This is a genomic window from Nocardia sp. NPDC003963 (assembly GCF_053605105.1).
This window is the reverse complement of sequence record NZ_JBSGIP010000001.1, coordinates 1,497,045-1,521,088: the sequence shown is the minus strand read 5'-3', so window position 1 is coordinate 1,521,088 and position 24,044 is coordinate 1,497,045. Positions and strand designations below refer to the sequence as shown.

21 protein-coding genes are annotated in these 24,044 nt (G+C 69.4%); 6 read left to right on the top strand and 15 right to left on the bottom strand.

Annotated elements, in window-relative coordinates; all coding sequences use genetic code 11:
- Window positions 1-41: 41 nt before the first annotated feature.
- From ACWEWT_RS07085 to ACWEWT_RS07070, 4 genes are all read right to left on the bottom strand, one after another.
- Window positions 42-722 (bottom strand): TetR/AcrR family transcriptional regulator, encoded by a 681-nt coding sequence (locus ACWEWT_RS07085; RefSeq protein ID WP_452557034.1) that lies wholly within the window; start codon window positions 720-722, stop codon window positions 42-44.
- 318 nt (window positions 723-1,040) lie between these two features.
- The gene (locus ACWEWT_RS07080) at window positions 1,041-1,343 is read right to left on the bottom strand and encodes a cupin domain-containing protein (RefSeq protein WP_452557032.1); all 303 of its coding nucleotides are present in this window, start codon (window positions 1,341-1,343) and stop codon (window positions 1,041-1,043) included.
- Between the two features lie 386 nt (window positions 1,344-1,729).
- On the bottom strand, window positions 1,730-2,872 hold the full coding sequence (locus tag ACWEWT_RS07075; RefSeq protein ID WP_452557030.1) for a phage tail tip lysozyme: 1,143 nt from the start codon (window positions 2,870-2,872) through the stop codon (window positions 1,730-1,732).
- A gap of 125 nt (window positions 2,873-2,997) precedes the next feature.
- Window positions 2,998-3,690: a PhzF family phenazine biosynthesis protein gene (locus ACWEWT_RS07070; protein ID WP_452557028.1), complete on the bottom strand. Its 693-nt coding sequence runs from the start codon at window positions 3,688-3,690 to the stop codon at window positions 2,998-3,000.
- 183 nt (window positions 3,691-3,873) lie between these two features.
- Between ACWEWT_RS07070 and ACWEWT_RS07065 the strand changes: the two genes are divergently transcribed.
- Complete coding sequence (locus ACWEWT_RS07065) at window positions 3,874-4,560, top strand: DUF3159 domain-containing protein (protein ID WP_452557026.1); 687 nt, start codon at window positions 3,874-3,876, stop codon at window positions 4,558-4,560.
- A gap of 592 nt (window positions 4,561-5,152) precedes the next feature.
- Here the strand turns inward: ACWEWT_RS07065 and ACWEWT_RS07060 are convergent.
- Window positions 5,153-6,166, bottom strand: coding sequence for a HEAT repeat domain-containing protein (locus ACWEWT_RS07060; protein WP_452557024.1), 1,014 nt, complete (start codon window positions 6,164-6,166; stop codon window positions 5,153-5,155).
- Window positions 6,160-6,843 (bottom strand): HEAT repeat domain-containing protein, encoded by a 684-nt coding sequence (locus tag ACWEWT_RS07055; RefSeq protein ID WP_452557022.1) that lies wholly within the window; start codon window positions 6,841-6,843, stop codon window positions 6,160-6,162. The genes ACWEWT_RS07060 and ACWEWT_RS07055 overlap by 7 nt, the downstream gene beginning before the upstream one ends.
- Window positions 6,844-7,109: 266 nt before the next feature.
- On the opposite strand from ACWEWT_RS07055, the gene ACWEWT_RS07050 reads away from it, so the two are divergent.
- On the top strand, window positions 7,110-7,925 hold the full coding sequence (locus tag ACWEWT_RS07050) for an SAM-dependent methyltransferase (RefSeq protein ID WP_452557020.1): 816 nt from the start codon (window positions 7,110-7,112) through the stop codon (window positions 7,923-7,925).
- 30 nt (window positions 7,926-7,955) lie between these two features.
- Here ACWEWT_RS07050 and ACWEWT_RS07045 read toward each other — a convergent pair whose 3' ends face one another.
- From ACWEWT_RS07045 to ACWEWT_RS07025, 5 genes are all read right to left on the bottom strand, one after another.
- The gene (locus ACWEWT_RS07045; RefSeq protein ID WP_452557018.1) at window positions 7,956-9,647 is read right to left on the bottom strand and encodes a DUF4153 domain-containing protein; all 1,692 of its coding nucleotides are present in this window, start codon (window positions 9,645-9,647) and stop codon (window positions 7,956-7,958) included.
- A gap of 134 nt (window positions 9,648-9,781) precedes the next feature.
- The gene (locus tag ACWEWT_RS07040; RefSeq protein WP_452557697.1) at window positions 9,782-10,807 is read right to left on the bottom strand and encodes an ATP-binding protein; all 1,026 of its coding nucleotides are present in this window, start codon (window positions 10,805-10,807) and stop codon (window positions 9,782-9,784) included.
- A 62-nt stretch (window positions 10,808-10,869) separates the two neighbouring features.
- Window positions 10,870-11,571, bottom strand: coding sequence for a response regulator (locus tag ACWEWT_RS07035; protein WP_452557016.1), 702 nt, complete (start codon window positions 11,569-11,571; stop codon window positions 10,870-10,872).
- A 64-nt stretch (window positions 11,572-11,635) separates the two neighbouring features.
- On the bottom strand, window positions 11,636-12,565 hold the full coding sequence (locus ACWEWT_RS07030) for a YihY/virulence factor BrkB family protein (protein ID WP_452557014.1): 930 nt from the start codon (window positions 12,563-12,565) through the stop codon (window positions 11,636-11,638).
- 71 nt (window positions 12,566-12,636) lie between these two features.
- A complete protein-coding gene (locus ACWEWT_RS07025; RefSeq protein ID WP_452557012.1) occupies window positions 12,637-13,443 on the bottom strand; it encodes an SDR family NAD(P)-dependent oxidoreductase in 807 nt (268 codons plus the stop codon).
- Between the two features lie 149 nt (window positions 13,444-13,592).
- Between ACWEWT_RS07025 and ACWEWT_RS07020 the strand changes: the two genes are divergently transcribed.
- Entirely contained in the window at window positions 13,593-14,093 is a 501-nt protein-coding gene (locus ACWEWT_RS07020; RefSeq protein WP_452557010.1) for a thioesterase family protein, read from the top strand.
- Between the two features lie 30 nt (window positions 14,094-14,123).
- Here ACWEWT_RS07020 and ACWEWT_RS07015 read toward each other — a convergent pair whose 3' ends face one another.
- The gene (locus ACWEWT_RS07015; protein WP_452557008.1) at window positions 14,124-15,203 is read right to left on the bottom strand and encodes a saccharopine dehydrogenase family protein; all 1,080 of its coding nucleotides are present in this window, start codon (window positions 15,201-15,203) and stop codon (window positions 14,124-14,126) included.
- A gap of 500 nt (window positions 15,204-15,703) precedes the next feature.
- Between ACWEWT_RS07015 and ACWEWT_RS07010 the strand changes: the two genes are divergently transcribed.
- Window positions 15,704-17,413: a hypothetical protein gene (locus ACWEWT_RS07010; protein WP_452557006.1), complete on the top strand. Its 1,710-nt coding sequence runs from the start codon at window positions 15,704-15,706 to the stop codon at window positions 17,411-17,413.
- Here the strand turns inward: ACWEWT_RS07010 and ACWEWT_RS07005 are convergent.
- Both ACWEWT_RS07005 and ACWEWT_RS07000 read right to left on the bottom strand, forming a co-directional pair.
- Window positions 17,383-18,753 carry an NtaA/DmoA family FMN-dependent monooxygenase gene (locus tag ACWEWT_RS07005; protein ID WP_452557004.1) on the bottom strand — a complete coding sequence of 457 codons (1,371 nt, stop codon included), beginning with the start codon at window positions 18,751-18,753 and terminating at the stop codon, window positions 17,383-17,385. The genes ACWEWT_RS07010 and ACWEWT_RS07005 overlap by 31 nt on opposite strands.
- A gap of 12 nt (window positions 18,754-18,765) precedes the next feature.
- Window positions 18,766-19,977, bottom strand: coding sequence for an LLM class flavin-dependent oxidoreductase (locus tag ACWEWT_RS07000; RefSeq protein WP_452557002.1), 1,212 nt, complete (start codon window positions 19,975-19,977; stop codon window positions 18,766-18,768).
- Between the two features lie 244 nt (window positions 19,978-20,221).
- Between ACWEWT_RS07000 and ACWEWT_RS06995 the strand changes: the two genes are divergently transcribed.
- Window positions 20,222-22,525, top strand: coding sequence for a M28 family peptidase (locus tag ACWEWT_RS06995; RefSeq protein WP_452557000.1), 2,304 nt, complete (start codon window positions 20,222-20,224; stop codon window positions 22,523-22,525).
- Window positions 22,526-22,552: 27 nt separating this feature from the next.
- On the opposite strand, the gene ACWEWT_RS06990 is transcribed toward ACWEWT_RS06995, so the two are convergent.
- Window positions 22,553-23,137 (bottom strand): TetR/AcrR family transcriptional regulator, encoded by a 585-nt coding sequence (locus tag ACWEWT_RS06990; RefSeq protein ID WP_452556998.1) that lies wholly within the window; start codon window positions 23,135-23,137, stop codon window positions 22,553-22,555.
- 117 nt (window positions 23,138-23,254) lie between these two features.
- Between ACWEWT_RS06990 and ACWEWT_RS06985 the strand changes: the two genes are divergently transcribed.
- On the top strand, window positions 23,255-24,028 hold the full coding sequence (locus ACWEWT_RS06985; protein ID WP_452556996.1) for an SDR family NAD(P)-dependent oxidoreductase: 774 nt from the start codon (window positions 23,255-23,257) through the stop codon (window positions 24,026-24,028).
- Window positions 24,029-24,044: the final 16 nt, after the last annotated feature.

Below are 24,044 nucleotides of genomic sequence, written 5' to 3'. Positions count from 1 at the left end.
TGTCAATGGCCTGCTGTGTGCCCCGGTGGTGCGAATACCGGTTACGAGTCGTTCAACAGGGCATTCGACAGTTCTTCGAGACGGCGTTCGATACGGTCGAGCCGATCGGCGACCGACCGATCGGCACTCCGCCCGTTGTTCGCCCGCGCGTCCGGAGCGGCGCCGCCGTCGACGAAAGCTCCCACCACGGTGTCGGTTATCTCGCCGCGCCGGTCGGCCAGGTGTCCCCGGTGGTAGCGGATCGACCACCACACACTTTCCCGCAGCATCCGCGCGAATTCGACCGGGTCGAGCCCGGCGCGGAGTTCGCCGCGCGCACTCGCCCTGGTCGCGGTATCGATCCAGAAGGTGTGCGCCGTGCGGACCGCGGTCGCTATCTCGGCAGGCGCGCCGGGGCCGTGATACGACTTCTCGTTCTGGTAGATCTCGGTCGCGTACGGATGGGCCTCGGCGATCTCGATCGACGAATGGACCAGCGCGCGCAGTTCCTCGCGCATTCCGGTGACATGGGGGAGAACCGAGCGATAGCGGGTGTTCAGATCGGTCAGGAAATCATCCAGGATCGCGAACGCGATCGCGTCCTTCGACGGGAAGTGATGGTAGAGGCTGCCGGACAACATGCCGACACCCTCGGCGATATCCCGGACGCTGGTCCCCGCCACTCCGTTCTCGACGAAGAGTCCGGCGGCTACACGCTTGATCTGGTCTCGGCGGTTACCCACGTGCTAATGCATACCCTCGGCATCGGCTGCTGTCGAGGAGCCGTGCGCGCATACGGCGGTCCGGTGCCGAACTCCGGGCAGACCGTCGCGTAGAAGGTCTCGGGCGGGCACCACCGCGGAACCCGCCGGGCCTGCCGGTGTCGGCGCGGCCCGGGACTGCTGCGCCGACGCCGGACCGATCACGGTGCCGCGCAACGTGTCCGCGGCCACCGGCCGGCCGCGGTGAGGTCGCGGGTCCCCGGGTTCGGGCGCCGGCGGTGTAGGGCTGCATCGGCTCGTCTCCGTGTTCGAGGAGGTCGCGACGGCGAGGAAGGGCAGCTATCGCTTGGCGTAATCGGCCGAACCCTGCCAGTCGATCACGACGCAGGGCTCGTCGCCGACGGTCCATGCGTCGTGCCCAGGCGGGATGATCATGAAATCGCCGGGTCCGTACTCCTGCTTCTCGCCGTCGTCCATGACCACCGCCGAGCGGCCCGAAACGCAAAATCCGGTGTGTGCCGCCTGGCAGCTTTCGGTCTGCGCGATCGGCCGGACATGCTCCGACCAGCGCCAGCCGGGTTCGAAAACCGCCCGGCCGACCGCGCCATTCGCCCGCCCGTCGCGGGGGTTGCCGAGCCGCATCGGTCCGGCGGGCCGGGTACTGCGCGGTTCGGTGGCGGGCAGCTTCAGGAATGGGTGAAAGGGAATTCCGCGCAGAGTTCGCCGGCGAAAGGGTGGAACTCGGCCGCCCGGAATTCCCCCATCTCGTCGGCCACGATACGGTGCAACGGACGCGGGGTGAGATTGCCGTCGGTATCGAACCACTCGTATCGTGCCAGCAGTTTTACCTAGACCCAAGGGATGGAAGCGTAGGAAAGGACGGAGGCACCCGGATCGGAGCGCACCCGTTCCAGTGCGCGTTCGGTGAGAGGAACTCCGTGGGCCGGATCGGCCAGGTTTGGCGACATGCCGCGAAAATACTCGCGCGCACCGACCGGAATTCACCGTTCGACATTCGGCGTAGGGGCTCAGACGGCCGCGGCCTGGGTATCCTCCCAGGTCTTCAGGGTGTCGACCGCGTATTGCTGGCGTTGTGGGGTCGTACTGCCCGAACTTATCTCGTACTTCTCATCGAAGTACATCGCGACCTTACTCGGGTCGTTCTTATTCGCGTCGATCAGATTCTCGGCTTCTTGATAGGTGTTGTTGTTGCGCAATTCGGCAGCCATGTAGTCGATCTGGGTTTCCCACGCGTTGGGATCCATACCGTTTTCGGCCGCGAATTTCTGTAGCCCCGCGTATCGTGCGCCACGCCACTGGAAAAGCCCATGAGCTTTGTCCGCCAGGTCGAGATCTCCCACGACCGTGGTGCTGAAGTTCGACTCGTGTTTCGCATTGCCGATGATTCCGGCCGCCTGTGCCGGTGTGAAACCGAGTTGGTTGACGAGCCGATCCATCATTTTCAACACCAGATCGCGCTCCTCGCCGGGGCTGAGAGCCTTGGGAGGGTTCACCGCGGCGGCCCGACCTGAGCTCCACGGGGTGCGCCCGGCACTCGGACCGTTGTACGCCGCCGGCTGGACGCCGGTCGTGCCACGCATGGGGGAGACGGGCGGCTCGTCGTCGGTGATCGTGACGGCGGCTGCTGCCGCCTGGTCCGATACGCCCCGGACCTGTTCGTAGGTCGTGTCCAGAGTGGTCCAGACCCCGGTGAACACCCCGTTTATCAGGTGCTGGGACACACCGTGCTGGACTTTCCCCTCACCATCGGTCCAGGTGTGGTTCGCCCGGGCGGCGTCGATCTTGTCGTTCAGATCGTTCACCGAGGCGTCGATGGCGTCGTAAGCGTCCGTCACCACCTTGCCGATACCGGCGGTCTTCACGACGATCCCGTCGTCCTCGGCCTCGTAGGTCGACCTGACCTTCTCCACCTCGGTCTTGTGGTTGGTGTACTCGGTGATCATCGTCGACTGGTCCTCGGGCTTGTCTATTCCCTCGTCGCGTAGTAGTTCGCGCAGGTCGGGTGCCTTGGACGGCGTGCCGGACCCCAGCAGTTCGATCTGCTCCTGGATGATTCCCTCGGCCAGACCGACCAGTGCCTGCAAACCCGCGGGCGCGCAGTCCGGTAGGTCGTGCAGATCACCCATCTGCCTGGTGCCCTCGGGGCTCATACGCACCTCGCTCTCACCCTGGCAGACAGTCTCGACACATGTCGATTATCGGATGTTCCCGAGTCTGGGAAAGTCAGCGGCCGCCTCCGGCGTGCGGCGGGACCCGGAACTCGAGCAGGGCCGGGCTAGATGACGACGGGATGGTCGGGGACCACTCGCCCGCCCAGGTGGATCCACCCGCCGGGGTCGTGCCGGGTGAACAGTTGCGACCCCTGCCCCTGCGTGATGTCCAGGCCGCGTTCCAGGCGGGCGGTGAGGGCGATGGCGGCGGCGCCGGTGGCCTCGTCCTCGGCGATACCCATGGCGGGGGCGAACATACGGGAACGTACGACGCCGTGCTCACGGTCGGTCCAGGCCCAGACGTAGTGCTGGCCGCTGTCGAAATCGGCGGGGTGCAGCGTGCGGAGCAGTTCGAGGTCGTCGAATTCGTGAAAAGTGAAATCCGGTGCCCAGTCCGCGCGGGCCCGCACCCAGGTGAGGCCGGCGGCCGAGTCGACGGTCACCGGTCCGGCGGGTACCGCGAGGGTTTCGACGGGAGTGCCCTGGTCGGCCAGCCACCAGGCGGTTCCGACAGTGGGATGACCGGCGAAGGGGAGTTCGACGGCCGGAGTGTAGATACGCATCCGGGCGGTCTCGCGTTCCGGGGATTCGACGACGACCGTTTCGCTGTAACCCAGCCGGGCGGCCAGCGCCTGATGGTCGACGCCCCGCACATCACCGGCCCGCGCTATCCCGAGAGCGTTGCCCCACTGCCCCGCCGCATCGGTGAAGACCCGGACAACTTCGACCTGTGTACCGCCGTCCTGTTCCGTATTCACGGCGTGGAGCCTACCCGGGAGGTTCCACGCAGCGCGGGGACCAGGGCATTTCCGCGGGCGCCGTGTCACAGACGATGAGCAGGGCCGGCGTATGGCCGGATAGACCGCTCGCGCGGGGTTGAGTGTGCCGTTGCGGCATGGTTTTTCATGGGGAAGAGCTCGACAACCACACGGGAGGACGGGATGACCATGACGGAGCAGCGCTTCGATCGGACCGAGAACGACGAGGTTGCGACGGCGGGTCTCGAGCCGGTCGCCGAGACCGGCGTCGCCGAGCAGAAGCCGACACTGCTCGATCAGATGGGCGGCCCGATGGGGTTCGTGTATTCGACCCTGCCGGTGGTGGTGTTCGTGGCGGCGAACGCGGTGTTGCCGCTGCCGGTGACGATCGGGATCTCACTCGCGGTCGGGTTGGCGCTCACCGTGTTCCGGTTGGTGCGGGGTGAGCGTTTCGCCTCGGCGATCGGGGGTCTGCTGGGTATCGGGATCGCGGTGGGAATCGTCGCGTGGACCGGGTCGGCGAAGGATTTCTTCGTGCTCGGGATCTGGGTGGCACTGGCGGGGTTCGTCGTCACATTCGCCTCGGTCCTCATCCGGCGGCCGCTGACGGGCGTGGTCTGGAATCTCGTGCACGGCGGTGCGCGGGACTGGCGTGGGGACCCGGTGGCACTGCGCGCGCACGATATCGCCACCCTCGCCGTAGCGGCGATGTTCGGCGCCCGGTTCGTCGTCAAGGAATGGCTGTACCTCGCCGATTCGACGACCTGGCTGGCGGTCGCCAAAATCGCGATGGGGACACCGTTGACGGTGCTGGCCGCGCTGGTGGTGCTCTGGGCGTTCCGGCGGACCACCAAGCGGGTGCCGGCCTAGTATCTGCTCTTCCCGCGTGCGGGTCCGGTGCGAGCCGGGCCCGCACCGCTCGTTGCGTTGCTCCGCGCCCGGCGGATCCCGCACCGGAAGCCACCTGGGCGGGGCGCCGCGCCGGGCCGGGATCGAGAGTCCCGAGTTCAGGCGCCGAGCATCCCGGATCTCGGTATCGAGTTCGGCCGCCTGCAGGGTGAGTGCCCGATCGTCGGGGTTCGCGCCGACCCGTTCGGCGAGCGCGGCCCGGGTGACGACGGGCAGACCCTGCGCGGCGGCCTCGGCATCGGTCTCGACGCGGATCCGCCCCTCCACCAGCACCAGCGTGGCCTGGGGATCGTCCGTATCGAGTAAGCGGCGTAGATCGGCCGGTGCGACCCGGGCGTGTGGTGGTAACGGCGCGCCCGTGTCGGCCGGTGAGTTTCCGGGTGTCCGGTTCTCGGCGTCCATGGCCCCCGGTTGCCCAGCTCGGCCGTGGCGAAACCTGCGTTTATCCGTGCAGTTCAGGGCACTGTTCCGCCGTTCGGTACGCCGTATCCCGGCCACCGGCGCACAACCGCGCTCTACCGGTACTCGTGCCGATCTGCGCGCTGGGGATCTGTCAGTCGGCCGAGCGTTCTGCGAGCACTCCGGCGAGTGCCGACGCGATCAGGGCGACGGCCGGGTCGGGATCCCGGGCCAGGTCACGCAGGGCGTCCAGGGCGAGGGTCCCCGGCATCTCGGCGAATGCCTGGGCCAGGCGTATCCGCACCGCGGAGTCGGCGGTCCGTACGGTGAGTTCCGCGGTGAGTGCACTCATGACTCGTTGTCCGAGAACGGGATCCAGGGCGAGGGTACCCAGGATCTCGGCGGCGTCCACATCGTTGCTGCCCTCGACCACCATGGTGACGAGTATCGGGATCGCGGTGGGTTCGCCGCGTCCGCCCGCGGCCAGGGCGGCGCGCCGCCGGACTGCCGCGTCGGTGTGCTCGAGGGCCGCCACCAGTGCCGAACTCGCTGCCGCGCCGGATATCTCGGCGAGCGCCAGGATCGCGCGGTGCCGGGTATCGGCGTTCTCCGACGACAGACCGGCCACCATTCTCGCGACGCCGTCACCGCCGGCCCGCGCGAGGGCCCAGCGCAGGGCGCCGGCGACATTGGGATCGGATTCGGTGAGTACGGCTCCGGCCAGCAGCTCGGTGGATACCGGTACGTCCTCGGCCGAGGTCAGGACGGCCTGCTGGCGCCGCGCGGCGTGCGGCGACTCGAGGCCGTGCAGGAGTTCGACCATGCGCAGCACGCCCTGCCAGCCGTCCGGAGCCGACACATCGACCGTCCGCAGCCGGTCGAGTAGTTCCTGCTCCTGGCGCAGGCGTTCCTCGGTCCGCCGGATGAGATCGCCGACCAGTGCCGCCGGTGTGAAGGCGGGGTCGCGCAGGGCGCGTCCGACCTCCCGCAGCGACAGACCCAGCGATCGCAGGCTCTCCACATGGAAGATCCGGCGGATATCCTCGGCGGCGTACTCGCGGTAGCCGCCGACAGTGCGGCCGGTCGGCCGCACCAGCCCGAGGGAGTCGTAGTGCCGGAGCATCCGGGTGCTCACCCCCGAGCGGCGCGCGACCTCACCGATCAGCATGCGGCTTCACCGGCGTGTTCCGGACCGAGCGCGACGATCCGTTTCGCATCGTCGACGGCGGGTTCGAACGCGGCTTCCGGGTCGTGTAGCAGCAGACGCGTGGCCCGCGCGTGTGCGCGCACCACCGGATCGGTGCCGTTCAGAGCTTTCTGCAAGGCCGGTTCGATCACTTCGCCGAGCGTGATCAGGGCCCGGCTGAGGCTCAGCTGCATCGTCCGGTCGCCCCGGCCGAGTTGGGCGGCCAGTTCCGCGGCCAGGCCGGCTTCGGCTCCCGCCGGCACGAGGACGACGGCGGCCCGCCAGGCGCTGCGCGCGACCTCGTCGTCCGCGTCGCGCAGCAACGACCGGGTGATCGCCGGCCATACGGTCCGGTCGCCGATCTTGGACAGGGTGTGCAATGCCTGGCTCCGGGCCTGCGCGCGTTCGGACCGTAGTTCGGCGCGGAGTACGGGCACCGTGATCTCCACAGGGAGCCGGGTCAATGCCCAGGTGAGCATATCGCGGACGAAGAAATCCGGTTCGATCGCGCACCGCGCGACGAGCGCGGCGGTATGACCGGGGTCGGCGCCGGTGCCGGCCGCCAGCGCGGCGCGCAGCCGCACCGACGAGTCCGTGGCACCGAGCGCCGCGAGCAGGCGCGTGGCCGGTGAATCGGGTGACGAGTTGATGGGAACCACCTCCTGCGCTCAGTGAAGACCTTGTCACAGTGTCAAGGTCAAGTGCGCGATCTTCCGGCGCCGGAGATTCCCGATTCCCGGGTGGGCCCCGGGCGCCGGCCGGGTATTCGAGGCGCCGGGAGATACGCGCCGACGACCGGATCGGTGCGGTGGACCTCGTCGTCGACACCCGCACCGTATCGATCTGCCGGATCATGTCGGGCGCCCTACTCGGATGCGGTATACCTGCGGGAGAATAGATCTCGACATCACAAGGAGAATTCGCCGTGTCCGACGGCTCTATCGACCTTCGCACCGATGTGGCTCATCCGGCCCGTATGTACGACTACTTTCTCGGCGGCAAGGACTCCTACGATGCCGACCGGGCCGCCGCGGAACAAGCACTACAGGATTTTCCGGCGGTCCGCCTGACCGCTCGGACGAACCGTGAGTTCATGCGCCACGCCACGCGCTTCCTCACCGAGCAGGGTATCCGCCAGTTCCTCGATATCGGCACGGGGATCCCGACCGCACCGAACCTGCACCAGGTCGCCCAGGGGCTGGCGCCGGAATCACGGGTCGTCTACGTCGACAACGACCCCATTGTGCTCGCGCACGCGCGCGCCCTGCTGGTGAGTTCGGGCCCGGGCCGCACCGCCTATATCCAGGCCGATGCCGGGCAGCCGGAGTCCATTCTCGCCGCGCCGGAACTGCAAGCGACACTGGATCTGTCGCAGCCGGTCGCGGTATCGCTCATGGCCCTGCTGCATTTCGTGCCCGGCGATGTCTACGACATCGTGCACACCCTGATGGAGCCGTTGGCGCCGGGTTCCTATCTGGCGATGTCACATGTCACGACGGAACTCGACGACGGCCCCGACGATCCCGAGGGGATGGCACGGCTGCTGCAGGTCTATGTGGACCGCGGGATTCCGGTGCGCCCGCGGACCCGGGCGGAAGTCGCGCGCTTCTTCGATCAGCTGGAACTGGTGGAGCCGGGTGTTGAGGTGATCCACCGGTGGCGTAACCCCGGTATCGAACATCCGAAGAGCCACGACAAGAAGGTATCGCTCTACGGTGCGGTAGGCCGTAAGGCCGGATGATCTCCGCCGCCGGAACCGGGCCCGCCGCGATCAGCGCGCCCGCGCGCGGGCCAGGTTCCAGCTGTTCCAGGTATCGCCGTCGAGCTGATATCCGAGCCGATGGTGGAGGTCGAGACGGATCGCCGCCGGTAGGCGATCGATCGCGGGGACGATATCGACCGACAACCCGGCGAGGTAATCGATATCGATGTCCTCGCCGCGCTGCCAGCGGTCGATGTTCTCCTGTGCCACCAGGCCCTCCGGGTTCAGCGCGGCCAGGGTGAGCAGTGCGGCGACGGCGGTGGCCGCGCCGGCCCGGGGCAGCCAGGCCAGTCGCAGACGCAGAACGGCGACGATCACCAGGATGTATACGAGGCCGAGCCAGAGTTCACAGGTCCCGACCAGGATCCGGAGCACGGTGAAACCGTAGGCCTGCTGATAGGTCCACATCCGGCCGAGCGCGGAGGCGATCATCACCAGCGTGAGACCGCTGATCGCGCACAGCAATCCGCGCAACCACCGGCGGTCCGACGCTGAATCCGTTGCGGCCCTGTGCAATACGGGCAGAATGACCGCGAGGGTGAGCACTGTCACCGCGGACAGTTGCCAGAACCCGCCGCGGGCGTATTCGGCGTAGGTGAGGCCCGCGGTGCGCTGTACGTAATCGTCGCCACCGAACAAGGCCATCAGTTGCGCTCCGACGAACAGCGCGAATACCGCGGTCAGCGCACCGACCGGCAGGCTCCACTCCGCGCGCCGCAGTGTTCTGCGCCCGGCACCGGTCCGCCGGTCACTGTCCGCCGCGGCCCCGGCGAGCAGGTACACCGCGCCGAGGCACCCGATGCCCACGACCAGGGATACGCCGGCCCAGCGTGTGAGGGTGCCGCCGTCCATCCGGGGCACCAGCGCATCGACCCAGGTGGCGAAGGTGGCGTCGGCGCCGGCCAGCAGTGGTACGAACACCACCAGCAATCCGGCGGTGACAGCCCCGGATACACCGAGGTTCCGGCGCCGGGACCCGGCGCCCTCGGACAGGACGCGCTGCGCGTCGTACACCCACCGCACTGCGCCGGCCGCGGCCAGCGGGACGGCTACCGCGTCGCGGAACAAGCCCCGTGCGGATCGCCGGTCCACCACCGCCAGCGATCCGGCCACCGCCGCGGCGGCCAGACACAGGAGGAACAACCATCCGGCGGCCCGGAAGGCGCCGACCGAGAGCAGGGCCAGGGCCGCGACCGTCCACCACAGGCGGCCCCGGTCGGACCGTACGGCGGGTTCTTCCGCCGCCGCGGATCGAACGGCCCGGCGGTGGACGGCGGTCACCGCGCCCACCGCGACGGTCCCCGCCAGGAGCCAGCCGATTCCGGGCCCGTCGACGGGTACGGTGACGGCCGCGACCACCCCGGCGATCACCACCGCGGGCAGCGCCCCCGCCGGGTAGGCCACCTGCGGCCGGCGCGGCCGGGCCGCCGGTGCGGGCGTTCGGATCCGGTCCGCCGGGGCCTTCGTCGTGCCGGGCCGGTGCTGCTGCGCGGGCTTTCCGGGACTCGCGCCGGTCGCCTCGGTGTGGTCGCCGGTGGCTTCCGGCCGTGGGCCTCCGGGCCCGCCGTCGGCAGCGGGTTTCTTCTCGGTGCGCAGACCTGTGGTGGACGGGGAGCTCACCGGCGCGGCCGCATCATCGGGTGCCTCGGCGTCGGCGTCCTGCGGATCGGACTCTCGCGCGTTCGATTCTGCGGTGTCCACGGCTGATTCAGCTGGTTGTGTTCCGGTTGCGGTGCCGTCCGGAGTGGCTCGTTCGGGCATGGTCGTCCTCCTGTGGGTGTGCGGGATCGCCCCCGGAGCCGATCGGCAGCCGGGGTTCGGGAGCGGAGATCAGTTCAGTGGTTGCGGGACTCGGTGGCCGGCAGGGCCACCCGGATCCGCGAGCCGGGGTCGATGACGGCGATACGGCCGTGATGCAGATCGACCACCCAGCGCGCGATGGCGAGCCCGAGTCCGGTACCGCCGCCGTCGGTCCGGCCACCACGGGTGAAACGGTCGAAGATGCGCTCTCGTTGCGCGTACGGTATGCCGGGGCCGTCGTCGTCGACATCGAGCACGGTGTCACCGCCCACGCTATGGGCGCGGAGCCGGACCTCGCCGCCGGCCGGGCCGTGCCGGGCGGCGTTGTCCAGCAGATTCAGCAGGACCTGGTGGAGTCGTGCCCGGTCGGCGTACACGGTGCCGGTACCGGGGGCGACCGTGCTGTGGAAGCGGATACCGCGGCCCAGGCCCGCCGTGGTCACCTCGGCCTCGGCCACCACGTCGGCGAAAAGGGCAGCGATGCTCAGCTCTTCGCGTTCCAGCGGTACGGCGCCCGCCTCGATACTGGACAGATCGAGGAGTTCGGCGACGAGCCGGCCGAGCCGTTCGGTCTGGGCGAGAGCGGTTTCCAGTGTTCCCGGGTCCGGCTCGGATACCCCGTCCACCAGATTCTCCAGGACGGCGTGCAGTGCGGTGATCGGCGTGCGCAGTTCGTGCGAGACATTGGCGATCAGATCACGGCGCTGCCGGTCCGCGGCGGCGAGATCGGCCGCCATCCGATTGAAGGCCTCGGCCAGCTGCCCGACCTCGTCCCGGGACGAGGCGCGCACTCTGCTCGTATAGTCGCCTCGCGCCATCCGCTGGGCGGCCGCGGTCATCTCCCGGAGCGGCTTGGTGATGCCGTGGGCCAGGAACTGGGAGGACACCAGCGCGATGACCATGGCGGTGAGCGTGGTCATCGGCGGCAGCCAGCCGATCCGCAGGCTGAACCAGCCGAAGGCGAGACCGCCGGCGAAGGTCATGAGGACGGCCAGCTTCAGTTTGACGGAACGGATCCGGTCCAGTGGCCGCGGCAGGCTCGCCGCCAGCCGATCCGTCATCCGCCGTACGCCGTACGTGATCGCACGCCGATCGGTGGCGCTGCCCGCGGCGATATCCTCGGTCATCGGGTCTCCAGGGCATAGCCCACACCGTGGACGGTGCGGATCAGGTCGGCGCCGAGTTTGCGGCGCAATGCCTTGATATGACTGTCGACCGCCCGGGTCCCCGCGGCGTCGGCCCAGTCCCATACTTCCTCGAGCAGGCGCTCCCGGGCGAGTACCGCACGCGGTCGCCGGGCCAGCCGCGCGAGCAGATCGAACTCCAGTGGCGTGAGCTGGGCTTCGACACCGTCCCGCCAGACCCGTCGTTGGTCGGCGTCGATGCGCAGATCGCCGACCACGGTGACGGTGCCGCTGTGCGCGCCGGCGCGGTCGACCCGGCGCAGCAGAGCGTGCACGCGTGCGGTGAGGACCCGCAGCGAGAACGGTTTGGTGAGGTAGTCGTCGGCGCCGACGCCGAGTCCGACGAGCTGATCTGTTTCGTCCGTCCGCGCGGTGAGCATCAGGACGGGAACCGGGCGTTCGGCCTGGATACGCCGGCACACCTCCAGCCCGTCGTAGCCGGGCAGCATCACATCGAGCACCACGAGATCGGGCGCGAAGTCGTTCGCCGCCGTCACCGCAGTGGGCCCGTCGTGTGCCGTATCGACGGTGAAGCCCTCGGCGCGCAGCCGTGCGGCAACAGATTCCGCGATGGTGGGTTCGTCGTCCACGACCAGGATCCGCCGCGCCGTCGCTCCCCCTGCCGGTGCGTTCTGTTCCATGCTCGGGGAGCCTAGCCAGTGCGTGTGGAGAGAACGGGCGCCAGTTGTGGAGATTTCGTGTGCACTACGCCGGCGTTCGGCCCGGGACCGCGTTGTCCTCCGGTCCGGCCTCCGGCTCCGGTTCGGGTGCGACGGGCCGCCGCGACCGCTGGGCATCGACCACCGCTCCCAGCAGAATCGCGAAATTGGTGACCCACAACCAGAGGAGGAACAGAACTGCCGCCGCGAGCGAACCGTAGACCTTGTTGATGGAGTCGAAATGCGAGGCATAGAAGGACAGACCGGCCGAACCGGCGAGCCAGAGGGCCACCGCCATGGCACTGCCCGCCGACGGCCACCGGAACGGTTGTCCGGTCACATTCGGCGCGACCCAGTAGAGCAGCGAAAGGGCGAAACTCACCACGAGAGCGAGTATCAGCCATTCGAGGATCATCCAGGCACCGTGCGCGAACGGCAGGTCCGCGAACAGGCCGCCGTAACGACCGGCCATCCCGTCGGTCACCACGACACCGAGACCGGTGAAGACCAGCATCAGGATCAGCACTGCGCTGAACGACAGTTGCAGCAGCACCGTCTTCTGCCAGGAGCGGCTCTCCACCACCCCGTACAGGGCATTGGCGGCCCGGATGAACGCGCCGATATAGCCGGATGCCGTCCACAATCCCGAGACCAGTCCCGCGAGCGCGATCGGCGCGGACCACGATCGGACCTGCTGCAGATGGCGTACCGAATCGGCGAGCAGGGTGCCGCTGCCCTCCGGGCCGAGATGACCCGCCGCACCGGCCAGCGCACCGCTCGGTTCCGGACCGACCAGCCCGAGTACCGCGACGGTGAGCAGTAGGGCCGGGAACAGCGACAGCATGCTGTAGTACGTCAGCGCGGCAGCCCAGTCCGACAGTTGGTCCGACCACGCCGCGCGCAGCGTCCGCACCGCGACCCGGGCCTCGGCGCGTCGCAGCACTCGTGTGCTCAACCTGCGAAAACGCCGTTTCACCCCGGCACCACCTCCGGTTCTGTCGGCTACCCGCACGGTACCCGGCGCAAACGCGACAGTCCGGCCGTGGTTCACATATGTGAACCACCGTCGACGCGCATTTCGGTCCCGGTGACGAAATAGGCATCCGGCGAGCCGAGCATCGCCACGACCGCGGCCACCGCATCGGGTCCGGCGAACGGTACGCCGCCCGGGAGGGGCAGGGCCGGCGCGGCCTTCGCGAACAGGGCGATATTCGCGTCCGCGGGCAGCCCGGGTCCGGTGCTCTGCCCGGACGCGCCGGAGCCGTCGGTCATCCCGGACGAAATGGAACCCGGCTGGACCGCGTTGAACCGGATGCCCTGCGCGCCGAACTCCATCGCCAGCGCGTGGGTCATCGCCTGGATACCACCCTTGGACGCGGCGTAGGCCGACATGTACGGATGTGCGAATGCCGCGGAGGTCGAGCTGAAATTCACCACCGCCGGACCGTTTCCGGTCCGCAGCGCCGCGATGGATTCGCGGGTGACCAGGAAGGTACCGACGAGATTGATCCGCAGGATCTGCTCGAACTCCTGGACCGAGGTCTGCTCGAAATGCGCCGAGCGCAGGATACCGGCGGCGTTGACCAGTGTGTCGAGGCCGCCGAGCAGCCGCACGGCGTCCGCGACGCCGGACCGGACGGATTCCTCGTCGGCGATATCCATGACCGAGGTGGTCAGCCGTTCCCGGTCGGTGCCGGCCGCGGCCAGGGTGTCCGCCAGTCCGGCCGCACTGATATCCACGGCGACCACCCGGCCGCCTTCGCGCAGTATGCGCAAGGTGGTGGCCTGACCGATACCGGACCCACCACCGGTGATGAGGACACGGCGATCACGGTATCGCTGAAGATCGGACATGGGCGGCTCCTGTCGGGAATCGGCGGGCAGTGCGTCGGTGCGCTGTCCGACTCCCGAGGATGCGGTCCGCGGCGGACCTGTGACCGCAGGATTCCGCTGAGTGGACGCTTCCGTCCGCAACCGGCGTCCCCGCTCCGAGAATCACGATCATGATCGAACTCCCCACCGCGAACGAGGTAGCGGCGCTGCCCGAGAAGATTGCCGGCACGGTCACCAGCGAGACACTCGCCGGCGGTGACCATATGAACGTGGTGCAGTACCTCGGATGGGGGTCCGCGGGCGCCGATGCCCTGGTCCGTGCGGTGGGTATCGATGACGACTACCGGGCCCGCCGGCGGCTGGGTGTGTTCACCGCCGAGCATCATCTGGCCTATTACAGCGAGCTACACGAGGGTGACCGGTTCGCCGTGGCCGGCCGGTTCCTCGAGCGGAGCGCCAAAGCGGTCCACATGATGATGTTCCTGGCCGATACCGGCCGCGGCCGGATCGCGAACACACTGGAGATCCTGTTGATCCACGTGGACCTACAGGAGCGCCGTTCGGTCGATCTGCCCGGTGATATCGCAGCGGGACTGGACGAGCACATCGCCTATTCGCGTGAGCTGTCCTGGGCGGCGCCGGTATGTGGCGCGATCGGGATCCGGCGATGAGGTGCCGTGGCTGTTCGATCCCGGCCGCTGTTACCCGGTCAGTCCGGCTTCGGCCGCACCGGCGGCCAGCGGGTCGAGACCGAAGGCCTCGACCGGGCCCAGCGCCCCGGTACCGCGCAGGCCACCGTCGAGCGCGGTGAGCGCACCCCAGGCGAGAATCCCCGCGGTGAAACCGTAGGGGTCTCCGGCGGAGAGCGTCACCGACGCCAAGACCTCGCCGGCGTCGTCGGATACCTCGGCGACGGCCCAGGTCCGGGTACGGGCCCGGGCGGTGGGTGCCGGGCCGCCGGTGGATCCTTTGACGACGCGGGTCAGCGCATCCTCGGCCAGCCGCTTCACCGGATCCACCCGGGCGACCGCACCGGCGAGCAACGAGGTGACCCGGAGTCCGTGCGCGGCTCCGGCGGGCAGGCCGAGGTAGACGTCGGCATACCGTAGTTGCGGGTAGGACCGGGTGAGGGCGAGATGCTCCGAACCCGGTACGGACGCGCCCGTGCGCTTCCGGCCCTCGACCTGGAAGCTGCGGACCCTGGCGGCTGTCCGCTCGGTGACGATCCGGCCGTCGCGCAGGGCGAAACCGTTCTCGAACAGCATGCCCGCCATGGAGGCCCGGGTGCCGCCGCTGGTGCCGGGGGCGTCGATGAAGTAACCGATATCGGCGCGTACGGCTCCGGGCGCTTCGCGCAGCGCGAGAGCCGCGGCCAGATTGCCCGGCACATAGTCGAATCCGAACGCGGTGAGCAGTCCGATCTCCGCCCGGCGGGCGTCCGCGTCGTGGTCGAAGACCGTGCGGATGAACGGGCCTTCTCCGGTGGAGTCGAAATAGTGCGCGCCCGCCGCGAGGGCGGCGGCCAGCGCGGGGCCGCCGTAGCGCAGGAACGGCCCCACCGTGGTGACGAGGACGTCGCCGCGGCCCAACAGCGCGCGTACCGAGTCCGGATCGGTCACATCGGCGACCGCGGTCTCGGCACCGCCGACGTCGGCGGCCACCTTCGCCAGCGCGGTGGCGTTGCGGGCGGCCAGCACGGGTGCGCCGCCTCGGGCGACCAAGGTCTCGGCGATCAGGCGGCCGGTGTAGCCGGTGGCCCCGAACACGACGATTTTCGGCATCGCTGGTTCTTCCCTCGCTGTTCGTCGGTAGAGCTGGACATGCTGGAGTTCACGGCGGTGGCCGCGCCGTTCATCCGGTGCGGGACCGGTCCCGCCCTGTCACCACCACACGATTCCTGTTCAGCACATCGACCATCACCCCCATCCTCGCAGAAGCGTCCCCGGCGCACCGCGCGCGCCGACTGCCTCCGCCGCTGCCGCGCAGACCGGGGCGATGCGCTCGGCTTCCGGTTTCCGGTGGGGCTGCGAATCTCCGCCGGTGTCCCCGCGCAGCGCCCGCCGGGCGGCGCGGTCCACTACCTGTCGTCCGACTCCATCGCCGCCGGTCCCGCGAATCCCGGACCGGCTCGCGCACTTCCCAGCCGGGAGAGTCGTGGTAGCTCGCGCTTCGCACCTCGACATTACAAACTGTTTTCATGTCAGTGCGTGTCATACCGTCGATGTGGGCCGAACCGGTGCACGGTCCGGTCCGGCTGCTGTGACGATTTGCGGAGACATCTGTGAGCCAGAGCCCGAAGGTGGACGCGGCCGAATTACGCGCATTGGTATCGACACTGGAGACACTGATCGCCGAAGCCTCCCGGGTCACCGGGGAGTTGAAGGCCGCCATAGCCTCGGCGGAGCAGGCCTCGGATCGGAGCGGCACCGCCGCGGCTCCTGACCGGTCCGCGGCCTCCGGTAACGGTGCCCCGGTCGAGAACCGTGGTGCTGTCGGCGCGCGGACCCACGGCTCGGCCGCACGCGTACGCCGGCCTGCGGCGACCCCGTGGGCGCGGAAACGGGCGAATACCGCCGACCCGGGCTCGGCCGGCGCAGCCGGGGTGGCCGTCGCGGACGCCCCCGCACCTCCGCTGCCGTCTGCCGCCGAGGCCGCGGAAAAGACCACCGCGACTCCCGCCGGTGTGCGACCTCAGGTGCCCGGGACGGCGCCCGCGGTCACCACGCCGACGGCCGAACCGGCACATTCCGCGCCGGCTCCCCCCTCGGCCGAACCGCTACCCGGCCTGTTCTCCTACGAGATCGCCGGCGCGGCCGGGGAAGGGCAGGGCGTGCCGGGTCCGCCCGGCCCGCCGCCGAGGATGGCAGCGGAAGCGGCCGGTCCGGCCCGCGAGACCCGACGCCCCCCGCAGCTACTCGATATCGGATCTTTCCCGCCGGTCGCCGGCACCGGGAACGATCCGCGGATCGTCGATTCCGGGAGTACACTGCCGACCGTCCCGGGCGGGGAAGAGTCACGCGAATCCGCTGCGGTGGATCGTGGTGGATTGCCCGAGTTCCTGTTCACCGCGATCGCCCGAATCACACCCGAGGCGCCGCCGGAGCGGAACCGGCCCGCGCCACCGGACTGCTCCGCCGAATCGCTACCGGGCAGCGCACAGCGTGATGTGCCGGTATCGCGGGCCAGCGAATCGCCGCCGGAACTGGCGCTGTTGGTCGACGACGAGGCCCGGCCGGCCGCCGGACAGCCGAACTCCGCCGATCCGGCACAGCACGCGCCGGCATCCGTGCCGCTGAAGCTGGTGGCGGATCCCCGTACGCCGGAATCCGCGCCGGCTTCCGAAGCACGGACCGTGGCGCCGGTGCCGCTGCGGGACCGGGATTCCGGGGTGACGCGGCTGGTCCACGAGATGGCCCGCAGGCACGGTCTGGAGAGCCGCGGTTTCGAGACGGCGGGGATCGATGCCGCTGTCGTCCACGAGATAGGCGTGGCCCTCGACGATCTGCTCGGGAAGTACCCGGTCCCGCTGTACGGCATCGAAATCGCCGAGCAGCGCGAGGATACGATCCGCCGGGAACGTGAGAAAACAGCCGAATCGGGTGGGGCGGACCTGCCCGAGGTGTGGATCACCTTGGCACGGGCCGAGCTGGCCGAGGCGCGCACAACCGGCCCCGAACAGACCAGAAGGCGCTTCCGCCGATCCGATGACACCGGCCGGCCGGTGCACGCGGCGGTGGTCCGCGCATTCGCCGCCGCGCTCGACGAGGTAGGCGGCTACCGGGCCCGTCAGGAGGCCTGGCGGATCCTGATGGCCGGTTCCCTCAGCGGAGGCCCGAATATCGGGATCGGGCTGCTGGACCCGCGGTGTGCGCTGATCGACGGTTTCGCCGAATTCGAGTTGCGGGGTAAACGCGCCGGCGAACCGGCAGTCACCCTGCACGCGACGCTGCTGAAGATGGCTCAGGCCAAACCCGAGGAGACCTCGGCCTGATCCGTGGGTGAGCGCAGGCCCAGGTTGTCACGCAGGGTGGTACCGGTGTACTCGGTGCGCAGTACGCCGCGGTCCTGTAGCAGCGGAACCACCCGGTCGACGAATTCGTCCAGGCCCCATGGCACGAGATGGGATCCGAGGATGAAACCGTCCGAACCGCCGCCCTGGACGAAGGTGTCGATCTGCTCGGCGACCCGGGCCGGGGTGCCGACCAGCGGGCCGCGTTCGAACTGGTCGATCACCACTTCGCGCAACGTGAGTTTCTTCGCCGCGGCGACCTCGCGAAGGCGGCGTGCGGTGGCGAAGCGATCCTGATGCAGGAATGCGCGCCCCTGGATGATCGGGGGGCCGTCGGGATCGGGGTCGATCCCGGGGACCGGGCCTTCCGGATCGTAGCCGGACAGATCACGGTTCCAGATCTGCTCGAGCAGGATCAGCGCGGTCTGCCCGGTGACCTGTTCGTCGCGGACGGTGTGGTACTTCTCCACGGCCTCGGCCTCTGTATCGCCGAGTACGAAACTCGCCGAGGGCAGGATCTTGATATCGCCGGGCGCCCGGCCCGCGGCCACCGCCCGGGTCTTGATATCGCGGTAGAACTCCGCGGCCTCCGGCAATTTGCCGTAGGGGGAGAAGATCGCGTCGGCGTTCGCGGCCGCGAAATCACGCCCCTGCGGCGAAACGCCGGCCTGCAGGATCACCGGTCTGCCCTGCGGGCTGCGCGGCACCGTGAAGCGGCCCGAGATATCGAATTGGGCGCCGTGGAAAGCGAAGGCCCCGGCCTCCGCGCGGGCGAGGTACCGGCCGGACGCTTTGTCCGCGACCGGATCGCCGGGCTCCCACGAATCCCACAGCGCGCGTACCGCGTTCAAGGTCTCCTCGGCCCGCACATAACGGTCGGCCGGGTCGAGGAAGCCGCCCCGCCGGAAGTTCCGGCCGGTGAACGCGTCGAAAGAGGTCACCACATTCCAGGCGGCCCGCCCGCCGGACAGATGATCGAGACTGGCGAACCGGCGGGCCAGCTCGTAGGGCTCGTTGAAGGTCGCGTTGATCGTGCCCGCCAGACCGAGATGTTCGGTGACGGCGGCCAGCGCGGCCAGCACTGTGAAGGTATCGGGACGGCCGATGATGTCCTGATCGAAGATCTTGCCCGCGCGTTCGCGCAGTGCGAGCCCTTCGGCGAGGAAGAAGAAATCGAACCGGCCACGTTCGGCGGTGCGGGCGGTGTGTTCGAAACTGCCGAAATCGATCTGGCTACCGGCGTCCGGATGCCACCACGCGGTGTGATGGTTGACGCCGCCGAGGTAGGCGCCCAGGATGACCTGTTTACGGGGGGTGCTCATGGATTTCCTCGCTCAGGCGGTCGCGTAGCGGTTGGGGACGGTGGTGGGCAGACCGAGCAGCGCGCGTAGTGATCCGTCCGGGTAGCCGGTCCGGAACACCCCGCGGCGCTGCAGGACTGGAACGAGAGTGTCGGCGACAGCGGGCAGATCGTCGGCCGTGACCCCGGGACGCAACCGGAAACCATCGATTCCCCGCGCGCTCCAGTCGACGAGCAGTTCGGCGAGCTCGTCGGCGCTGCCCGCGAAAATCTCCGCGTCCGAGGTGTATTCGATACCCGCCGTTTCATCGAGACGCGCCAGTCGCTGCCGTCCGGTCGCCGCGGCGGTATCGAGGAAGATTTCGAGGTCCGCGTAGACCCGGAGGGGCTCGCCCGTCCGTCCCACCGTCGCCGCGGCCGCGGCGACCTGTCCGAGTATCGTCGTGGGACCGTCTTCGCCGGTGGGGGTCACGAATACCAGATCCGCGCTCCGCGCGGCGAATTCGTATATCAAGGGTGCGTGCGCGAGTGCGGTCACCACCGGCTGGCCCTGCGGTGGCCGCGGTGTGATCGCGGGCCCGCGGACGCTGAAATAGCTGCCCTGGAAATCGATGTGGTGCAGTTTGCCGCGGTCGATGAAACGCCGGGTGGCCACCTCGCGGATCTCGGCGCCGTCCTCCCAGCTGTCCCACAGCCGCCGGACCACCTCCACCGCGTCGGTGGCCTCCGCGAACCGGTCGTGTACGAAGCCGGGGAAGGTGCCGGTGGCCCGGACCTCCGCCAGTTCGGCGGCGTCGAGTTCGCGTAACGGGCGGCGGCCGAAATGGGCGGCTTCTTCCGCGGTGCCCGATACCCTGACCTGCCAGCCGGCCCGGCCGCGGGAGATATGGTCGAGCGTCGCGATCGCGGTCGAGACGTGGAACGGTTCGGTATGGGTCGTGGTCACCGTCGGGACGAGACCGATATGCCGGGTGACCGGCGCGAGTCGCGCGGCGATCAGCTGGGCGTCGATCCTGGCCCGGACGCGGTCGAGAGCACCGTCGGCCGGTGCGCGGCGATCGCCGGGGACCGCGAGACTGTCGTCGATGGTCAGGAAGTCGAGCAGACCGCGCTGGGCCGTCGCGGCCGAGTCGATCCAGTATCCGGGGCTGAAGAGTTCGGCCGGCCGGGAGTTCGGTTCCCGCCACGCGGCCGGATGCCGGCCCGCTCCGTCGAGCGCTACGCCGAGATGTAGTTTCGGTGCCATCGTCTCCCGTTTCTGTGCGTACGCGAGTGGTGTAGGGGTCAACGCGGAATCCGGGCGGCGCGGCGCTGTCCGGGGATCTGCCCGGACAGCTCGATTCCGCGGGGGTCGGTGCGGCGGCGGATCGCGTACCGGATAACAGGTGGCCGGGTGCTTCGCGTGCGCCGGACCGGCGCCGGCGGCCCCTACCTGTCAACGATTGGGATCAGTTCGAGCCCGGCGAAATACGGCCGCATAATGTCGCATCGTGATCGCGAGACTGATCGAATCCCCACGCCGGGTGATCGCGGGGCTCACCGCCCTGCTCGTGCTGCTGGCCGCGGCAGCGGTCACCGTGGTCGCCGAAGGACGCGGCCCGCAGCCGGTCCCGGCCGCGGTGGCCGATCGGTTCAGTGCCGAACGGGCCATGACCCACCTGAACCGGTTCGCGACCGAGCCGCGCCCGCTGGGCAGCCCGGCGAGCGACCGGGCCCGGGACTACCTCACCGGCCGGTTGGCGGCGGCAGGCTTCTCGGTGCGGACGCAGCACGGCGTCGGTGCCCGGGCCGCAGCCGGACTCGCGACATTCGGCCGGGTCGACAATGTGATCGCCACCCTGCCCGGCCGCGCGCCCACCGGGTCGGTACTGCTGGTCGCCCACTACGATTCGGCCGCCACCGGTCCGGGCGCCTCCGACGATGGGGCGGCCGTGGCGGCAATGCTGGAGGTCGGTGCGATGATCGCCGGGCAGGGGGGTCTGCGCAACGATCTCGTACTGCTGTTCACCGACGGAGAAGAGGACGGCCTGCTCGGCGCCGACGCGTTCGTCCGGGATCATCCACCGGCGAACGCGGTGGTCCTCAACTGGGAGGCGCGCGGTGTCAGCGGGCCGTCGCTGATGTTCGAGACCTCGGCGGACAATGCCGCGCTGGTCGCATTGTTCGCCGCCGCCGTACCGCATCCCCGGGGCGACTCGTCGCTGGTGGAGGTGTATCGGACGATGCCGAATTCCACCGATTTCACGGCGCTGTCGAAAGCCGGGTACACCGGACTCAATTTCGCCTACATCGAGAACTCGTCCTATTACCACACCGCCGGCGACACCATCGCCAATCTGGATCCGCGCAGCCTGCAACACCATGGTGAGAACATGCTCCACCTCGCCCGCGCGCTGGGCGACAGCGATCTGGCCGAGCTGAGATCCGATCACGACGCCACCTATTTCCGGCTCGCCGGCGTGATGATCACCTACTCCAACGCGCTGGTCCTGCCGATTGCCCTGCTGGCCCTGGCGCTGGTCGGCGCGGTGGCGGCGGTGGTGTGCCGCCGGGGTTCGACCGGAGTCCGGCAGTTGCTGTTCGGCGCGGCGGCGGTGGCGGTGCCACTGGGCGCGGCGGCACTGCTCGGGCAGGGGATGTGGTGGGCGCTGGTATGGCTGCGTCCCGCTTACGCGCAGATGGGCGGATTGCTGCATCGTCCGCTGATCTACCAGTGCGCACTCGTCGCGCTGGCCGCGGTCTCGGTGGTCGTCTGGTATCCGGCGGTCCGCCGCCGGTTGGGGGCGGTCGCGCCGGCGGTCGGCGCGTGGGTGTGGCCGGCGGTGCTGGGTGTGGTGTGCGCGGTGGTGGCGCCGGGGGTGTCGTTCCTGTTCGCGCTACCGGCGTTGTGCGCGGCGCTGGGCGCGCTGGCGGCGCTGCTGCCGGTGCGGTGGAGCCTGTGGCCGGTCACGGTGTTCACGCTGGGCTCGCTGGTATCCGCCGCGCTGCTGGCGCCGCTGGTCGGCGGTCTGGCCGACGGGGTCGGGCTGGCCCTGGGCGGGGCCGCGGCGGCGGGCGCGGCGCTGTTCGCGGTGATGGTGCTGCCGTTGATCGAACTGGTGCTCCCCGCGGACAGCGCCAGTCGCCGGGTCGCGGTCGCGGTGCCGGTGGTGGCCGCGACCGCGACGATACTGGTGATCGCCGCGGGTACGGTCGTGGACACCTTCGACGACCAGCACCCCGGCCGTGCCCACCTCGCCTATGTGCTGAACGCCGATACCGGCGCAGCCGACTGGGTGAGCAGTGACCCCGAACCGGACGACTGGTCCCGCGAATTCCTGCGCGGTACCGACCGTTCCCGTCTCTCGCCCGGATACGCGCGCGGCACACTGTGGACCGGTCCAGCGGAGCCGATGGCACTACCGGGCCCGACGATCGAGACTCGCGGTCGCGACGGCGATACCGTCACGATGCGGGTGCGGTCCCCGCGCGCGGCCACCTCTCTGGTGCTGCGTTTCGACCATCGGATCGACCGGGTGGTCGCCGCTGTTCCCGGGGCGGCGCCGGTCGAACTCGAGGTCACGGGCGTCCGGGCCGATACCTGGCCGGGCGAGATCCGATTCCGTGATCTACCGGCGGCGGGCGTCGACATCACGGTGCGCACCCCGGGCGTTACCCGGACCCGGGTGACCGCTATCGATGAAACCCACGACCTCGCCGCGGCTCCCGGCTTCCGGTCCCGCCCCGGCGACAAGGTGGCCTCGATCCGGGAGGACGGCGAACTGATCGCGGTGACGCGCACTTTCGAACTCTGACGGGGCCGGCGCGAGTGCGGGTCGCGTTCAGGTGGTCCGCAGATGCGCGATCAACAGGTCGAGAACCGCTTCGAGATGTTCGGTCGATCCGGTCGAGCGCAGGACCTGGACGCCGCCCTGGATACCGGCGATGAACGCGGCGGCGGTCCGCCCGGCGGGGAGTTCGGGCCGGATATCGCCGGTGCCCTGCATGGTTCGGATGCCCCGCTCGATATCGCGCTGCCATTCGGTGAGCAGTACGGTGACCACTTCGGAAGCACCCGGCGTATTCCTGACCTGGTCCATCAGTGTGCCCAGCGGGCAGAGCCGACCCTGCGCCCGGTAGCGAGCGACCAGTGCGTCGCGCCAGCGGGTCCAGGACGGCCAGCTCGTGAGATCGGCCAGATGCGGTTGCTGGTCCAGCAGTACACGTTCGGCCTCCAGCCGGGCGACAGCGAGTAGCAGTTCCTCTTTGCCGCCGGGGAAGTAGTGGAAGATCTGCCCTTTGCTGGTGCCGGTGATCGCCCGGACATCGTCGAGTGTGACGGTCCCGGGATCGGCGCTGCGCAGATACGTCGCGGCGCCCTCGACGATCCGGTCGCGGGTGGCACGCCCTTTGGTGGTCAAGGCCATGGCGAAAAGCATACTTTCGACCCGGTTACTCCGTACCGGTGAACTGGCCTTACCACGAGTATTGCTGGTAAATTTCTGGACTTGCCGGTCCAAAAATGGGCGGTTACCGTCGCCGGTATGACACAGCGACTGCAGGGCCGGACAGCCCTGGTGACCGGTTCCACCAGCAATATCGGGCGCGCTATCGCCCTGGCCTTCGCCGCCGAAGGTGCCCACGTGGTCGTATCCGGCCGCGATCGAATCCGCGGCGAGGAGGTGGTCGCCACGATTCGCGCGGCCGGTGGGCGCGCCGATTTCGCGCCCGCGGATCTGGACGGATCGGCCGAACGCAGCCACCGGCTCGCGGAAGAGGCGCTGCGACTCCTCGGTGGGCGCCTCGACGTACTCGTGAACAATGCCGGAATCTATCCGCCGGTCAGCACGGTCACCGCTCGTGACGAGGATTTCGATCGGGTGTACGGGGTCAATGTCAAAGCGGCGTTCTTCCTCGTACAGGCCCTCGCCCCGGCGATGATCGAGGCCGGTGGCGGTGTGGTGATCAATCTCGGGTCCTGGGTGGCGCGGCTCTCGGTCGGCGTGGGCGCGCTGTACGCCTCCTCGAAAGCGGCGCTGGAATCACTGACCCGGGCATGGTCCGCGGAATTCGGCACCCGCGGCATCCGGGTGAACGCCCTCTCGCCGGGAGTGATCCGGGATCCCGCGCTGGACCCCGCGGCGGAGTTCCCGGGAGAACATCTGATGCGTGACACCCCGGCCGGTGCCCCCGGGCATCCCGGCGCGATCGCCGCCGCCGCGGTGTATCTGGCCTCCGACGACGCCGCTTTCGTCCACGGCACCGTCCTGGACGTGGACGGTGGCCGGGTGAGCGTCGCCGAGGCGGTACCGGTCTGAGAAGCCGGCCGGCCGG